Origin of the sequence: Mycobacterium heidelbergense (assembly GCF_010730745.1) — a bacterium.
In the GTDB taxonomy this organism is placed as follows: domain Bacteria; phylum Actinomycetota; class Actinomycetes; order Mycobacteriales; family Mycobacteriaceae; genus Mycobacterium; species Mycobacterium heidelbergense.
In genome coordinates, this window is sequence record NZ_AP022615.1 from 3,816,288 (window position 1) to 3,831,965 (window position 15,678).

Genomic DNA, 15,678 nt, shown 5'->3' on the forward strand with positions numbered 1-15,678 from the left:
ATGTTGAACGCCGAGATGACCTCGGCGGACAGTTCCGCAAACCCGGCCATGCGCTAGAGCCTGGCCAGGTCGTAGTCGGCGACGTGGTCGGCGAGCACCCGCAGGTGGTCCTGCGACGAGCCCAGCGTGTGTTCGATCGCGGTGAGCCGGGCGGCGTAGTGGCCCACAGGATATTCGGCGGTCATGCCGATGCCGCCGTGCATCTGGATCGACTCCTGCGCGATATGCCGGCCGGACCGGCCGACCTGCAACTTGGCCCGTGACGCGATCACCGGGTCGAGGTTGCCGTCGGCGATCGACATCGCGGCGTACAGGCTCATGCTGCGGGCTAATTCGAGCGACACGTACATGTCGGCCGCCCGCTGGGTGAGCGCCTGGAACTTGTTGAGCGTGACGCCGAATTGCTTGCGGGTCTTGAGGTAGTCGGTGGTCAGGCGCAGCGCTTCCTCCATCGCGCCGACGGCCTCGGCGCACAACGCCGACTGGATGCGGACGATGGCGTCTCGGATGGCGGGGGAGGCGTCTCGGACGTCCACCGCGTCGCCCAGCGGCTCGGCGGGCGCGGAATCCAGGTCGATCTGGGCGCCGCGCTGCCCGTCGAACGTCGGGTAGGGGCGCCTGTTCACGGCCTCACCCTCGACCAGGAACAGCCCGGTGCCGCCGTCCGGCAACGCGGCGCTGACCACCAGCGCGTCGGCGCAGTCGCCGGCCAGGACCGGGTTCTTGGTTCCGCTCAGGGTCCACGAATCGCCGTGCCGCACAGCGCGAGTCGTGACCTCGGGGGTCGGCTTCCGGTGACCGGTCTCCAGGTGGGCGAACGCGAGCAATCTTTGACCCGCCGCGACCTCGTCCAGCAGCTGCTTTTGCGCGTCGCTGCCGTGTTCGGCGATCAGCGCCCCGGGCGCAAGGGCGGCGTGCACGACGGGTTCGGGCGCCAGCCGCCGCCCGATCTCGGTGAGCACCACCATGATTTCGATCTGGCCCGCCTCGTCCGGCTCGAACCCGAGGCTCAGGATCCCGGTGTCGGCGAGCTGGCCCCAGACGTCACGGCTCCAACCCAGATCGGTCTCGATGATCTTGTTGCGGCTTTCCGGGTCGTACGTGCGTGACAGGAGGTCGCGGGTGGTGTCGCGGAGCAGGGCCTGCTCGTCGCTCAGCTGAAAGTCCATGGCTGCCTCACAATCCCAGGATGGTGGACGCGATGATGTTGCGCTGCACCTCGTTGCTGCCGCCGTAGATCGAGGTCTTGCGATAGTTGAGATAGCGCGGGGCGCTGGATTGGGCCCAGGGGGGTGACGCGATGTCACCGTCGCCGATGGGTAAGGCGTCGGGCCCGGCGACCTCGACGAGCAGCTCGGTGGCGATCTGCTGCAACTGGCTGCCGCGCATCTTGAGCACCGACGAGGCCGGGCTCGGCTTACCGTTCGCGGAGTCGGTGGTCACCCGGGACTGCGTGAGTTCCAGTGCCAGCACCTCGTTTTCGGCCTCGGCCAGGCGCGCCGCGAACAAGGGGTCGTCCAGTAGCCCGGTCTGCCTGGCGCGCTTTTTCACCTCGGCGAGGCGGACCTTGGTCCGGCCCACCCCGGCGATGCCGGTGCGCTCGTTGCCCAGCAGGAACTTCGCGTACGTCCAGCCCTGGTTCTCTTGCCCCACAAGCTGATTGGCCGGCACCCGAACGTCGGAGAAGAACACCTCGTTGACCTCGCGGCCGCCGTCGATCGTCTTGATCGGCCGCAGGCTGATGCCCGGCGTCGCCATGTCGATCAGCACAAACGAGATGCCGGCCTGGCGCTTGGGTGCCTGCGGGTCGGTGCGCACCAGGCAGAAGATCCAGTCCGCGTACTGACCCAGCGTCGTCCAGGTCTTCTGCCCGTTGACGACGTAGCTGTCGCCGTCCCGCACGGCGGTGGTGCGCAGCGAGGCGAGGTCGGAGCCCGCTTCCGGCTCGGAGAAGCCCTGGCACCACCAGATGTCGATGCTGGCCGTGGGGGGAAGGAAGCGCCGCTTGAGCTCCTGGGACCCGAATTCGGCGATCACCGGTCCGACCATCTTGGCGTTGAAGTTCAGCGGCTCCGGGACGCACGCCAACTGCATCTCGTCGGCCCAGATCTGATGCTGCGTGGGCGTCCAGTCCCTGCCGCCCCATTCGACCGGCCAGTTCGGCACCGCCAGCCCGTGGTCGTTGAGGATCTTGTGGCTGGTGACGATCTGGTCGCGGGACAGCGATGAGCCCTGACGCACCAGCTCGCGGAGCTCCTCGGGGATCTGGGTGGTGTAGAAGGCGCGAAGCTCGTCGCGGAAGGCGGCTTCCTCGGGCGTGAGCGCCAGTTGCATGGCAGCCTCCTGTCGTCTGGGGGCGAGCGTGGCGACCCGCTGCGGACGGGTCGTCCGGCCCCGGTGAGTGGCTCCGGCTTCCATCTTGACCCATCCCGGGCGGCGCTTGTGCACAGCCTCGGATTAGTCCACACGCGGGCGTCGCGACGCCGTTTCGCGGCCCGTTGGGGAGGGCCGGCGCGCCTACGGTCGGCCCATGCGAACAGAACTCCCCGCCGAGCGACTGCACCGACGGCTCGGTGCCGACCCGGATGCCGATTCGCGCGCCGACGCCGCGGGCGAACCGGAAGAACCGGACGGTGCCCCGGAGCACGACCAGAACTCGCTGTTGCCGCGGTGGCTTCCCGATGCGTCGCCGAGCCGGGGCTGGGTGGCCAGGGTGCGCGCCGATCCCGGCCGCGCCGGTGCCATCGCGCTGGCGGTCGTGGCCGCCCTCGCGGTGCTGGTCACGGTGTTCACCCTGCTGCGCGACCGGCCCGCGCCGGTGATGTCGGCCAAGCTCCCGCCGGTCGAAAAGGCGTTCACCGCAAGCCCCAGGCCGTCGGCGAATCCCGCCCAACCGGTGGTGGCCAGCGTGGTCGGCCTGGTGCACACCCCCGGGCTGGTCACCCTGGCGCCCGGCGCGCGCGTCGCCGATGCGCTGCAGGCCGCCGGGGGCCCGGTGAACGGCGCCGACACCATCGGGCTGAACATGGCCCGCCCGGTCGGCGACGGCGAGCAGATCGTCGTCGGGCTTGCTCCCGCCCCGGGGCAGCCGACGGCGCTGGGCAGCTCGGTGGCCTCCGGTTCGGCGCCGGCATCCGGGGCGCCGCGACCGGCGGGGCCGGGGTCGGGGGCGGTGAAGCCGAAGGCGGCCGGGGCGCTCGACCTGAACACCGCGACGGCGGAGCAGTTGGACGCCCTGCCCGGGGTGGGACCGGTCACCGCCGCCGCGATCGTGGCGTGGCGGCAGGCCAACGGCAAGTTCACCAGCGTCGACCAACTCGCCGACGTCGACGGCATCGGTCCGGCGCGCCTGGACAAACTGCGCAGCCTGGTCCGTGTCTGACACCGGTGCACCACCCGGGCCACGCCGAATCGGCGCCCGCGCACCTCGATGCGCGGCTGGTTCCGGCCGCGCTCACCAGCTGGTTGGTCACCGCCGCCGGGATCTACTGGCCGGTCGGCCGGGCGCTGGCGTCGTGCGGTGTGGCGCTGGTCGCCGCCGCGGCCGCGCTGGTGTGCTGTGCGGCGCGCCGGCCCGGGCGAGCCCGGCGGCTGCCGGGGATCGGCGCCGGCTTGGCCGCGGTCGGCGTCGTGGGCGCGGGGTTTGGGCTCGCGATCGCGTTGCGGGCCGACGCGGTGGGTCGCCATCCGATCACCGCGGCGTTCGGAACGGTCGTCCCGGTGACGGTCACCCCCACCGAGAGCGCGGTGTCGGTGGGCCAGGGCCGGCTGATGTTTCGCGCCACCCTGCGGCGCCTGCGCGCCGACGAGATGTCCGGCCGGGTCGTCGTTTTCGCGCGGGCGTCGGACTTCGGCGACATGATGGTGGGCCAGCCGGTCCGGTTCACCGCGCGCGTCAACCGCCCGGCCCGCCGTGACCTCACGGTCGCGGTGCTCAACGCGTCGGGCCGGCCGACCATGGGCACCGCCGGCGCGGCGCAGCGGGCCGCTCACGCCGTGCGCGGCCGGTTCGCCGCGGCCGCTCGCGAGACCCTGCCCGCCGGCCGGGCCGCGATGCTGCCCGCGCTGGTCCTCGGGGACACCTCGGCGGTGGCGGCCGAGACCGGCCGCGACTTTCGCGCGGCGGGCATGACGCACCTGATGGCGGTATCGGGGGCCAACGTCACGATCGTGTGCGGGGCGGTGCTGTTCTCGGCCCGGTTGATCGGCCCGCGCGCCGCCGTCGCGCTGGCCGCGGTGGCGTTGGTGGCGTTCGTCATCGTCGTGCAGCCGACGGCGAGCGTGCTGCGGGCGGCCGTGATGGGCGCGATCGCGTTGGCGGGCATGCTGTCTTCGCGTCGGAGGCAGGCGATTCCGGCCCTATCGGCCACGGTCTTGGTCCTGATGGCCGTCGCCCCGCAGCTGGCCGTCGACGTGGGATTCGCGCTGTCCGTGCTGGCGACGGCGGCCCTGGTCGTCATCGCGCCGGCCTGGTCACGCCGCCTGGTCGGCCGGGGCTGGCCCAGGCCGCTGGCCGACGCGCTCGCGGTCGCGTGGGCCGCGCACGTGGTGACCGCCCCGCTGGTCGCCGGCATTTCGGGCCGGGTCAGCATGGTCGCCGCCGCGGCCAATCTCGCCGTGGCACCCGTGATAGCGCCGATCACCGTGCTGGGCAGCGCGGCGGCCGTGTTGTGCCCGTTGTGGCCGGCCGGGGCGCAGCTGTTGATCCGCTTCACCGGGCCGGAGCTGTGGTGGGTGTTGAGCGTCGCGAAATGGGCGGCCGGTGTGCCCGCGGCGACGGTGCCCGTCCCCGAAGGCGTGCCCGGTGTCGTGGTCGTCGCGTGCGCCACGGCGCTGGTGGTTGTGCTGTGGCGGTGGCGGTCCTTTCGGGCCGTCGCGGGGCCGGCCGCGATGGTGGGCGCCGGCTGCCTGATCGCCTGGTCGCTGTCCGGGCTGGTCGGCCCGTAGTCAGACGCACGTGACACCATCGTGGGGTGAGCGAGGCTTCGCCGTTGCACCTGGTCTTGGGTGACGAAGAGCTACTGGTCGAGCGGGCGGTGGCCGACGTGCTGCGGTCGGCGCGCGAACGGGCCGGCGCCTCCGGGAACCCGGACGTTCCCGTGAACCGGATGCGGGCCGGCGACGTCGGGACCTACGAGCTCGCCGAACTGCTGAGCCCGTCGTTGTTCGCCGACGAGCGCATCGTGGTGCTCGAGGCCGCCGCCGAAGCGGGCAAGGATGCGGCGGCGGTGATCGCCGCGGCCGCCGCCGAGGTCCCGGCGGGGACGGTGCTGGTGGTGGTGCACTCGGGCGGGGGGCGGGCCAAAGCACTGGCCAGCGAGCTGCAGTCGCTCGGCGCCGTGGTGCATCCGTGCGCGCGGATCACCAAGGCGAGCGAACGCGTCGACTTCGTCCGCAAGGAGTTTCGTGCGCTGGGGGTCAAGGCCGGCGAGGACGCGGTGACCGCCCTGCTGGACGCCGTCGGCTCCGACGCGCGCGAGCTCGCCGCCGCGTGTTCGCAGCTGGTCGCCGACACCGGCGGTCGCGTCGACGCCGCGGCGGTGCGGCGCTATCACAGCGGAAAGGCCGACGTGAAGGGCTTCGACATCGCCGACAAGGCGGTGGCCGGCGACGTCGCGGGGGCCACCGAGGCGCTGCGGTGGGCGATGCTGCGCGGAGAGCCGTTGGTGGTGCTGGCCGACGCGCTGGCCGAAGCCGTGCACACCATCGGCCGGGTGCGCCCGCTTTCCGGGGACCCCTATCGTCTGGCGGGGCAGCTGGGGATGCCGCCCTGGCGGGTGCAGAAGGCGCAGAAGCAGGCCCGGCGCTGGTCGCGCGAGTCGGTGGCGACCGCGATGAAGGTGGTGGCGGAACTCAACGCCAACGTCAAGGGGGCCGTCGCCGACGCGGACTACGCGCTGGAGTCCGCGGTCAGGCGGGTTGCCGAGCTGGTGGCCGACCGAAGCCGATAGGTCGGCGACTGGCCTCAGATCTTGTTGAGGACCCGCGCCAGCGCCGACTTCTTGTTGGCCGCCTGGTTCTTGTGGATCACGCCCTTGCTGGCCGCCTTGTCCAGCTTGCGGTTGGTCGACACCAGCAACTCCGCGGCCTTCTCCTTGTCGCCGGTGTGGGCGGCCTCGCGGAACGCGCGCACGGCGGTGCGCAGCGAGGACTTCACCGACTTGTTGCGCAGGCGGGCGCGCTCGTTTGTCTTGATGCGCTTCTGCTGCGACTTGATGTTGGCCACGCGTGATTTCCTTCGTCGATTCGGTGATTGCGGTGTTTGTCCCGGGGCGTCCCACACCCGATCGCGACTGCTCAGGTTAGCAGTCCGTTACGTTTTCTCCCAAAAGGGGAACCCTGGCCTGCCAGAACGTCAATTTGGGGCACCATCTCTAAAGTGAGTCTTCCGAGCCGGCTCGAGGTCGCCAAGCGTGCGCCGCGCGGCGGCGCCGTGCGGCCGGATGCGCGTTCCGGGCGCATCTTCGGCGGATACACCATGTCGGACTCCCATGCTGGCGTTTATTCCAAGGCCTTCGATGAGATGTTCGACGCCCAGGGCGCCGTCCGCGGCCCGTACAAGGGCATCTACGCCGAGCTCGCGCCCGCCGACGCGGCAGACCTCAAGGCGCGCGCCGAGGCGCTGGGCCGGGCGTTCATCGACCAGGGCATCACGTTTTCGCTGTCGGGTCAGGAGCGGCCGTTCCCGCTCGACCTGGTGCCGCGGGTGATCTCGGCCGCCGAATGGAGCCGGTTGGAACGCGGCATCACCCAGCGGGTCAAGGCCCTCGAGCTGTACCTCGACGACATCTACGGCGACCAGGAGATCCTGAACGACGACATCATCCCGCGGCGCCTGATCACCTCCTGCGAGCATTTTCACCGCCAGGCGTTCGGCATCGTCCCGCCCAACGGCGTGCGAATCCACGTCGCCGGCATCGACCTGATCCGCGACGAGAAGGGCAACTTCCGGGTTCTCGAGGACAACCTGCGCTCGCCCTCGGGCGTGTCGTATGTCATGGAGAACCGCCGCACCATGGCGCGGGTCTTCCCGAACCTGTTCGCCACCCACCGGGTGCGCGCGGTCGACGACTACTCGTCGCACCTGCTGCGCGCGCTGCGCAACTCGGCGGCCACCAACGAGGCCGACCCCACCGTCGTGGTCCTGACTCCCGGCGTGGCGAACTCGGCCTACTTCGAGCACTCGCTGCTGGCGCGTCAGATGGGCGTCGAGCTCGTCGAGGGCCGCGACCTGTTCTGCCGCGACAACCAGGTCTACATGCGGACCACCGAGGGCGAGCGCCAGGTCGACGTCATCTACCGGCGCATCGACGACGCCTTCCTGGACCCGCTGCAGTTCCGCGCCGACTCGGTGCTGGGGGTGGCCGGCCTGGTCAACGCCGCCCGCGCCGGGAACGTCGTCATCTCCAGCGCGATCGGCAACGGCGTCGGCGACGACAAGCTCGTCTACACCTACGTGCCGGCCATGATCGAGTACTACCTGGGCGAGAAGCCGCTGCTGGCCAACGTGGAGACGTACCGGTGCTGGCTGGACGACGAACGCGAGGAGGTGCTGGACCGGATCGGCGAATTGGTCCTCAAGCCGGTCGAGGGCTCCGGCGGCTACGGCATCGTGTTCGGGCCGGAGGCTTCCGAGAAGGAGCTGGCCGCCGTCGCCAGGAAGATCCGCGACGACCCGCGCAGCTGGATCGCGCAGCCGATGATGGAACTGTCGACCGTGCCGACCCAGGTCGAAAGCACGCTGGCCCCCCGCTACGTCGACCTGCGGCCGTTCGCCGTCAACGACGGCAACGACGTGTGGGTGCTGCCGGGCGGACTGACCCGGGTGGCCCTGGTCCCCGGCTCGCGGGTGGTCAACTCGAGCCAGGGTGGCGGCTCGAAGGACACCTGGGTGCTGGCGCCCCGCGCGTCGGCCGGCGACCGTGAGCTGGGCGCCGCCGAGGTGGTCCGGTCGCTGCCGAAGTCCATCCCGGACCCGGCGCTCGACGGTTCACATCCGACCGAGGTGCACGACCAGCAGCCCCAGCAGCAGCAACAGTAGGAGGCGAGGCACTGATGTTGGCCCGCAACGCCGAGGCGCTCTATTGGATCGGTCGCTACGTCGAGCGCGCCGACGACACCGCGCGAATCCTGGACGTGGCGCTGCACCAACTGCTCGAGGATTCCAGCGTCGACCCCGACCAGGCGTCGCGGCTGCTGCTGCGGGTGCTCGGCATCGACCCGCCGGACCACGACCTGGACGTCTGGTCGCTGACCGACCTGGTGGCCTTCGGCACCAACGTGTCGGGCGGCTGTTCGATCGTCGACGCCATCACGGCCGCCCGGGAAAACGCGAAGTCGGCCCGGGAGATGACGTCCAGCGAAATCTGGGAGTGCCTCAACACCACCTATCACGCCCTGGCCGAACGCGAGCGCGCCGCCAAACGCCTTGGGCCGCACGAGTTTCTGTCGTTCATCGAAGGACGGGCGGCCATGTTCGCCGGCCTGGCCGACTCGACGCTGTCGCGTGACGACGGATACCGCTTCATGGTGCTGGGACGCGCGATCGAGCGGGTCGACATGACCGTGCGGCTGCTGCTCTCGCGGGTCGGGGACAGCGCGTCCTCCCCGGCGTGGGTGACGCTGCTGCGCTCCGCGGGTGCGCACGACACCTACCTGCGCACCTACCGCGGCGTGCTGGACGCGGGCCGGGTGGTCGAGTTCATGCTGCTCGACCGGCTGTTTCCGCGTTCGGTGTTTTACTCGCTGCGGCTGGCCGAACACAACCTGGAAGACCTGATGCACAATCCGCAGAGCCGGATCGGGGCCACAGGCGAGGCGCAGCGGTTGCTCGGGCAGGCCCGCAGCGAACTGGAATTCGTGCAACCCGGGGTGCTGCTCGAGTCGTTGGAGAGCCGTTTGGCGGGCCTGCAGGGAACCTGCCGTGACGTTGGAGAAGCGTTGTCGCTGCAGTACTTTCACGTGACTCCGTGGGTGGCGTGGTCGGATGCCGGCGAGCGCGCCCGGCTGGTCGGCAGGCAGGGCGATTCCTGATGTGGCGGCTGCGGGTGGTGCACACCACCGGGTACGCCTACCAGTCGCCGGTGACCGCCTCCTACAACGAAGCCCGGCTGACCCCAAGGTCGGATTCCCGGCAGAACGTCATCCTGAATCGCGTCGAAACCATTCCGGCGACGCGGTCCCACCGCTACATCGACTATTGGGGCACCGCCGTCACGGCGTTCGACCTGCACGCCCCGCACACCGATCTCACGGTGACGTCGTCCTCGGTCGTCGAGACCGAGCGGCCGGAGCCGCCGGCGACCGAGGTCGGCTGGAGCGACCTGCGCTCGGACGCCGTGATCGATCGGTTCGACGAATTGCTTCGCCCGACCGCGCACACCCCGACCAACAAACGCCTCGCGTCCGTGGCCAAAAAGATCGCCAGGACTCGCGACCCCGCCGACGCCGTCGTCGCCGTCGCCAAGTGGGTCCGCGACGAGCTGGACTATCTGCCGGGGACCACCGGCGTGCACTCGTCCGGCCTGGACGCGCTGAACGAGGGCAGGGGCGTCTGCCAGGACTTCGCGCACCTGTCGCTGATCCTGTTGCGCAGCATGGGAATTCCCGGCCGCTACGTATCGGGCTACTTGCACCCCAAGCGTCACGCCGTCGTGGGCGATGCCGTGGACGGGCGAAGCCACGCCTGGATTCAGGCGTGGACCGGTGATTGGTGGAACTACGACCCCACCAACGACACCCCGATCACCGAGCAATACGTCAGCGTGGGCGCCGGCCGCGACTACACCGACGTTTCCCCGCTGAAGGGCATCTACTCCGGGCAGGGGGCGACCGATCTCGACGTCATCGTGGAGGTCACCCGGCTGGCTTAGCGATCTGGTGCGCAGGTTCGTCGGGGTCGTTACTCTAGGCCGCTGGCACCGAGTCTGCGCTGGTGGTATCGAGTCTGCGTTCAGGGCTGGCTTTTCCGGCTTGCCGTCACCCCCACCGCAGTCTCGGCGCTATGCCATCACTTGGCCGGCTGGACAATCGTGCGGTAACCAGGGTGGACGTGCGGCGTCAGGCCCTGCTGCTGCGCCACCGCGGCGAGAAGGGTACGCAGGGCGCTGCGTTGCTCCGGGTCAAGCGCGGCAGTGAGCCGGAGTTCGTGCTGGAGCGCGAGTTCGGAAAGCTTGCGCATCAACCTTTTCCCGGCCGCGGTGAGGTAAAGGGCATGCAGCCGGCGGTCGTTCGGGTTGCGGCGACGCTCGACATAGCCACGCTCCTCGAGTTCGTCGACGTAGACGACGATGCGGCTGGGCAACACGCCCAATTGAGCGCTGAGCGCTTGCTGGCTGCGGCCGGGCTCGTCGGCGATCGCGCGCAGGATTCCCGCGTGTGCCGGGCCCAGCTCGATGGTGGCAGTCGCTTCGGCGAACATCGTCGCGGCATGGTGGCCGAGCTGAGCCAACAGGAAGGCCACACCATCGGGACGGTCGCTGGCTGGAGCTGATGACACCGACGCATCATAGTCTCTGCGAATAATTCTTCTGATGAATCCTGGTGGGTCTTGCCAGGGCACAGGTCTGGGCATACCGTTCATAACATGAATGATTCGTCTCGAGATGGAACTGGGTCGGTCTCGACTCGCCGCCAGCAAGGTGGACCGCCGCTGGTACTGCTCTCGGCGATCTGCGTTGGGCTGCTCTTCGGCGGCATAGCCATCGGGGTCGCGCTGGGCGGCGTGATGCCGTTGCCCTACGGGCCGGCCGCCGCGGTCGCGGCGTACGTGCGCGCCCAGCCGGTCGCCGTGCAGGTCATCGCCACCGCGACGTTCGCGGCGTCGGTGCCGTTGGCGATCTACGCGGCGACGGCCAGCACCCGGTTGCGGCAGCTCGGCGTCACCGCGCCGGGGGCCACGATCGCGCTGACGGGCGGCACCCTGGCGGCCGGCGCGCTGGGTCTGACCGGATTGTTGGCCTGGACGCTGTCGCGACCGGAGGTCAGCGCGGACACCGCCTTGGTGCGGGCGGTCTACTTCCTGGTGTTCCTGGTCGGCGGCCCGGGGCACATCGTGGCCCTGGGTCTGCTGGTCGCCGGCATGGCGGTGCCCAGCCTCATCCTGGGGCTGACGCCCAGACCGGTGGCCTGGACCGGCCTGGCGATCGCCGCCCTTGCCGAGCTGACGACGGCGGTGCTGGTCTGGCCGCAACTGGGCGTGATCCTGCCGATCGCGCGCGTCTCGGCGTTGGTCTGGCTGGTCGTGGTCGGCGCGCTATTGCCGTTGCGCCGCACCGACATTCGCCACCCGGCCGGCGCCGCCGTCCGCGAATGATCGTTACGCTCGCGCCTTGACCTCGACCCGGTGCAGGTCGTCGCCGAGCTCGATCGTCCCGCCGAACTCGCCGGCCGCCAGCGCGCGCCACTGCTCCTCCTGGCCGGGGATCAGCGCCGGCACGTAGTGCGTCATCACCAGGGTGCCCACGCCGGCGCGGGCCGCCGTCGCCGCCGCTTCCTGCACCGACGAGTGGTAGTCGCAGATGTCCTGCAGCCGCTGCTGCGGGATGTTGATGACGATGTCCTTGCGGATCACGGTGTGCACCAACGCGTCGGCACCGGCCGCCAGCTCGTCGAGCCCGGCGCAGGGCACCGTGTCTCCCGCCAGCACCACCGAGGCGTCGCCGGATTCGATGCGGAAGCCGATCGTCGGCGCCACCGGCCGGTGATCGGTCGGGGCCACCCGGATCGAGACGCCGTCGCGGTCCCAGACCGGGCCCTCGGTGTATTCGTGCACCTCGACCGCCGGCGGCGCGTTCAGGTCGGCGTGATGGGCGATCCGGTAGCCGATGTCGTGGTCGAACGCCTTGAGCGTCGCCGCTACGACCTCGGCGGTGCCGGGCGGCCCGATGATCGGCAGCGGGGCCGGGTCGGGCGCGAAGGTGCTGATCCAGCGCGTGATGAGCACGTCGCCGAGGTCCCCGATGTGGTCGCTGTGCAGGTGGGTGAGCAGCAGCGCCGACAACCCGGCGGCGCCCACGCCGACCGCCGCCGCGCGCTGCAGCACCCCGCGCCCGCAGTCCACCAGGAACACCTGTCCGCCCGCCCGCACCAGCGTCGACGGCCCGGCGCGGTTCGGGTCCGGGATGGGGCTTCCGGTTCCCAGCAGCGTGATCTCGATCATGGCCCTATCCTTGCAAGCCGTATGAGCGCCGCGTGGCCCAATCAACTGAATTAGCTGGCGGACAAGAGGATTCGGCCCACACGCCGCGGCCGACCCATAAGCCGCCAGGTTGCGGACCCAGAATCCCTGCGGCCGTAGCGGGCTAGCGAGGGTCGACTTGCAGTAGCCGCGAAGAACCTAGCGCGTGGGACTTTCGATGGGTTTTGGGTGATCGCTTCAGGAATGTGTGGCTCCGCAATCGTCGTAGAGTCAAAGAGTTCCTGGTAGACGGGTTGTAGGCAGGCGTGATAGCAAACACCATCCGCCGCTATAATACTTCAACGTGAAAATACCCATCGGTAACCAACGGATCCGCATTCGACCCCACGCTTACGATAGCTATCACCGCGACACGACAATTGTTCGCCAGGGCATAACGACCGCTCTCGTGTTTGCTGACGGATAGCGCTTCACCGCCGGCAAGGACGGGGTCAGGTCATGCTCGTCACCGAGGCGCTGCGATCCGGCGCAGCATGCCGCGCACGATGACATCGCGATGCACCCTGATCTTCGGGCACGCGATCTGTGACAGCCGGCGTTGGCCTGCCTTCCGCATGCACCGGGCTCGCTGCTTGCCCGGAGGCGGCCGACCCCGCCCCGCGTCGCGGGGGCCGGCTGCGTGCGGACCGTTTTATGGTCCACCCCCACAAGGGACGCGGCGGGTGTGTTGTGCCCGACCTCGTCCGGGCGAGCGGTCACTGGACGTGACCGGTATTGGCTTGTGCCACAGGCACACATCGGCGCTGTCTGGTTTGGCGGGCGCTGACCCTGTGTGGTCGTCTCCGGTCCCACCGACGGTTATCTCACTCGTGCCGTCGCGGAACGGACCAGCTGCACGAATGTTTCCTCGCTAGCTCGCGTCCCGCTGCCGGGTGCTGCGCGGTGAATTCCAGGGGGCAACTGCCTGGTTATGAGCGGATCGAGACGCCCACCTGGCGACGAGGCTCCGTCACGCTACTTCAATGCTGCCAATAAATTGATGGTGCCTGGGCTGTCCATTTCGTCTGCGGTCAGGCACTGGTTTTTGGGCGCGCCTCGGGCAGATTTTGCTGCATAAAGATACCAGCACAGTTAATTGCCTATTTTGCTGCCGCAATTCGCTCAACGTAATTCGCGGCTACGTTTAACTCGTCGTTATCCAGAATTGTATAAAGGAGATGGTCGTGGACCTCGCAGCCCGCCCCCACATCACCGCTGGAGTCGCCTTGGCCAGCGCCGCTGTCCTCGCCGCAAGCCCCATGGCCCAGCACCTACCCGATTTTCACCTGGCCCAACAGCTACGCCAGGTGAGTGTGTCAAACATTCAGCTCACCGATGCCGCCTCCGGCTTGGTCGACCTATTCGCTAACGTGCAGAGCGAACTCACCTCACTCGCAGGCAGCGAAGCGGCCGCCGCAACGGTTCCCGCGGAGGTCATCAGCAGCGCTGTCAACCCGCTCCAGACGTGGGTTAACATCGTCCCGCAGACCTTGGCCAACATCCAGGGTATTGCGAACGAGTGGCTCACGATACCTGCTCCAGTCCTGCAACAGGTTCTCGCCAACGGGATCGACTATGCAAGTCTCTACGTTGCACCGTTTCAAGCAGCGGCTAAAAGCGCCGTCACTTACTTCACCGCAACTAAGGGTGTCGCATTGACGCCGCTACTTATAGCCGCACAGAAAGCTTTTAATAGTGGAAACATGGTCACGGGCGTGAACAATTTAGTTGCAGCACTTTATTCGGACCCCATAGTTCAAATCGGGCTTCCCCTTGATAAGATACTTCAGATACCTGTGTATTTTATGCAAAACGCTTCCAACGCGACTACCTATCTAGTAAATAACACTATTCCGACAGTGGTTAACTTTGGCACTGCAGTTGTCCCTGCCGCTTTCAAGGGACTGGGCCTCAGCCTTCAAAATGCCTATAATGCGTGGGGCGCCGGGGATACGATCGGCGCTGTGACCAACGTGCTGGACATCCCAGGTCAAATGACTAATGGCTTTATCAATGGTTTCCCAAACGCAAAGGGCATAATGAACAACGGGCTTCTGTCAAGCCCGCCTGGTAACGGTACGGTTAACGTGATTGTGACCCAGATGCAGGGTCTGGCCGAACAAATCGTCGCCCCAGGTGCTCAGAACATCATGACGGGCGGCAGCCTCGGAGTCGGATTCCAGAATTTGGTGAACCAGCTGATTAACGGCTGGCCGTCGCTGACACCTGTCATCAACGAGCTCGGCGCTGGACTGACGCAACTGCTGCAAAGCATCCCGTCGGTGCTATCGAATCTGCCGTCGATTTTGGGCAACTTCGGTGGTGCGTTGGCAAGCAATATCGGGTTGTTGATTTCTAACCTGCTCAAGTTGCTCTGAGTTCGTGGTGGTCTCCGTTGCGAGCCGGTGATCACCGACGGCGATTGGCCCCCTCGGTGAGAAGGGGGCCAATTCGCTTTCATTGGTGTGCTTTTCAGCTGAGCGGTTCGAGACTCGACCACGGTTCATCCATGATGCCGACGTTACTGAAATCGGTTTTATTCCAGGGACTTTAACCAAGCATGCTGGCGGAGGCGGCGAAGAGCTGCAGCCCACTGAGCTGCTTTGATCAGACCTGGTCCACCGAATTCGTTGAGACCTCGCCATGCGCCGCTCCTGTGGCACGTGAGACCGAGTTTGCAAGCAGGCGTTATCACAAGTAGCAAGGCGTTGGACACGGCCGCCATCGGCAGTTGCACTTTCGGCCGGCACAGGCGCGACCACGGCTTCCGGCCCGTAGGCGTGCCGTACCGAAACCTATGAGGCGTCCGCGTATGGGCTTTTGACTGGGTATGCAGGAGTCCAGTAGGTCAACAAAATTCTCGGCAGCGGCGCGCAGCGTAAAGACGTCGGAGGCCTCGGTTGTCGGTGCTTGCCGTGGCTTTCCCGGCGCGCGAGTTAGCCGTAGCCTGGTGTGAAGCGGATCACAACCGGTGGAGGCCCTGATGCGGATTGCGGACGTCTTGCGGAACAAGGGTGCGGCGGTGGTGACGATCAACCCGGATGCGACGGTCCGGGAGTTGCTTGCCGGCCTCGCCGACCAGAACATCGGCGCCATGGTGGTGGTCGGCGACGAGGGGGTCGTCGGCATCGTGTCCGAGCGCGACGTCGTGCGCCAGCTGCACACGCATGGCGCCAGCGTGCTGTCCCGGCCGGTCTCCAAGATCATGACCGCGACGGTTGCCACGTGCACGAAGAATGACACGGTCGACACCCTCAGCGTGCTGATGACCAGGAACCGGGTGCGCCACGTGCCGGTGCTGGACGGGAGGAAGCTGATCGGCATCGTCAGCATCGGCGACGTGGTGAAGACCCGGATGGAAGAGCTCGAGGCCGAGCAGCAGCAGCTGCACTCCTACATCACGCAGGGGTAGTTCCGCTTCGCCGAACGTGCTCTGAGGGCGAGAAAATCGCCGGATTTTCGCCCTGAGTACACGCTCGGCGAAGGGTTAGCGCTGGGTC

The 15,678-nt window shown here is 68.1% G+C and carries 14 protein-coding genes; 9 read left to right on the forward strand and 5 right to left on the reverse strand.

The window, feature by feature from the left end; genetic code table 11:
- Nucleotides 1–53: 53 nt before the first annotated feature.
- A complete protein-coding gene (locus tag G6N25_RS17870) occupies nucleotides 54–1,169 on the reverse strand; it encodes an acyl-CoA dehydrogenase family protein (protein ID WP_083072055.1) in 1,116 nt (371 codons plus the stop codon).
- Nucleotides 1,170–1,176: 7 nt separating this feature from the next.
- Nucleotides 1,177–2,334 carry an acyl-CoA dehydrogenase family protein gene (locus G6N25_RS17875; RefSeq protein WP_083072056.1) on the reverse strand — a complete coding sequence of 386 codons (1,158 nt, stop codon included), beginning with the start codon at nucleotides 2,332–2,334 and terminating at the stop codon, nucleotides 1,177–1,179.
- 196 nt (nucleotides 2,335–2,530) lie between these two features.
- Between G6N25_RS17875 and G6N25_RS17880 the strand changes: the two genes are divergently transcribed.
- From G6N25_RS17880 to holA, 3 genes are read left to right on the forward strand one after another with little or no spacing between them, the layout of a single operon-like run.
- Nucleotides 2,531–3,382 carry a ComEA family DNA-binding protein gene (locus G6N25_RS17880; protein ID WP_083072057.1) on the forward strand — a complete coding sequence of 284 codons (852 nt, stop codon included), beginning with the start codon at nucleotides 2,531–2,533 and terminating at the stop codon, nucleotides 3,380–3,382.
- A gap of 5 nt (nucleotides 3,383–3,387) precedes the next feature.
- Nucleotides 3,388–4,947 (forward strand): ComEC/Rec2 family competence protein, encoded by a 1,560-nt coding sequence (locus G6N25_RS17885; protein ID WP_083072058.1) that lies wholly within the window; start codon nucleotides 3,388–3,390, stop codon nucleotides 4,945–4,947.
- Between the two features lie 44 nt (nucleotides 4,948–4,991).
- Entirely contained in the window at nucleotides 4,992–5,951 is a 960-nt protein-coding gene (gene holA / locus G6N25_RS17890; protein WP_142272447.1) for a DNA polymerase III subunit delta, read from the forward strand.
- 14 nt (nucleotides 5,952–5,965) lie between these two features.
- Here holA and rpsT read toward each other — a convergent pair whose 3' ends face one another.
- On the reverse strand, nucleotides 5,966–6,226 hold the full coding sequence (gene rpsT, locus G6N25_RS17895; protein WP_083072060.1) for a 30S ribosomal protein S20: 261 nt from the start codon (nucleotides 6,224–6,226) through the stop codon (nucleotides 5,966–5,968).
- A 144-nt stretch (nucleotides 6,227–6,370) separates the two neighbouring features.
- Here rpsT and G6N25_RS17900 point away from each other — a divergent pair, with 144 nt between their 5' ends.
- From G6N25_RS17900 to G6N25_RS17910, 3 genes are read left to right on the forward strand one after another with little or no spacing between them, the layout of a single operon-like run.
- Entirely contained in the window at nucleotides 6,371–8,041 is a 1,671-nt protein-coding gene (locus G6N25_RS17900) for a circularly permuted type 2 ATP-grasp protein (RefSeq protein ID WP_083072123.1), read from the forward strand.
- Nucleotides 8,042–8,055: 14 nt separating this feature from the next.
- Complete coding sequence (locus G6N25_RS17905; RefSeq protein ID WP_083072061.1) at nucleotides 8,056–9,033, forward strand: alpha-E domain-containing protein; 978 nt, start codon at nucleotides 8,056–8,058, stop codon at nucleotides 9,031–9,033.
- Entirely contained in the window at nucleotides 9,033–9,872 is an 840-nt protein-coding gene (locus G6N25_RS17910; RefSeq protein ID WP_083072062.1) for a transglutaminase family protein, read from the forward strand. The genes G6N25_RS17905 and G6N25_RS17910 overlap by 1 nt, the downstream gene beginning before the upstream one ends.
- Before the next feature lie 137 nt (nucleotides 9,873–10,009).
- On the opposite strand, the gene G6N25_RS17915 is transcribed toward G6N25_RS17910, so the two are convergent.
- A complete protein-coding gene (locus tag G6N25_RS17915) occupies nucleotides 10,010–10,498 on the reverse strand; it encodes a MarR family winged helix-turn-helix transcriptional regulator (protein WP_232065832.1) in 489 nt (162 codons plus the stop codon).
- A gap of 87 nt (nucleotides 10,499–10,585) precedes the next feature.
- Here G6N25_RS17915 and G6N25_RS17920 point away from each other — a divergent pair, with 87 nt between their 5' ends.
- Nucleotides 10,586–11,314 (forward strand): hypothetical protein, encoded by a 729-nt coding sequence (locus tag G6N25_RS17920; protein WP_179961680.1) that lies wholly within the window; start codon nucleotides 10,586–10,588, stop codon nucleotides 11,312–11,314.
- A gap of 3 nt (nucleotides 11,315–11,317) precedes the next feature.
- Here G6N25_RS17920 and G6N25_RS17925 read toward each other — a convergent pair whose 3' ends face one another.
- Nucleotides 11,318–12,160, reverse strand: coding sequence for a ribonuclease Z (locus tag G6N25_RS17925; RefSeq protein ID WP_083072063.1), 843 nt, complete (start codon nucleotides 12,158–12,160; stop codon nucleotides 11,318–11,320).
- A 1,202-nt stretch (nucleotides 12,161–13,362) separates the two neighbouring features.
- Between G6N25_RS17925 and G6N25_RS17930 the strand changes: the two genes are divergently transcribed.
- Nucleotides 13,363–14,556, forward strand: a complete 1,194-nt coding sequence (locus G6N25_RS17930) for a hypothetical protein (RefSeq protein WP_142272440.1) — start codon at nucleotides 13,363–13,365, stop codon at nucleotides 14,554–14,556.
- A 605-nt stretch (nucleotides 14,557–15,161) separates the two neighbouring features.
- Nucleotides 15,162–15,590: a CBS domain-containing protein gene (locus tag G6N25_RS17935; RefSeq protein ID WP_083072126.1), complete on the forward strand. Its 429-nt coding sequence runs from the start codon at nucleotides 15,162–15,164 to the stop codon at nucleotides 15,588–15,590.
- Nucleotides 15,591–15,678: the final 88 nt, after the last annotated feature.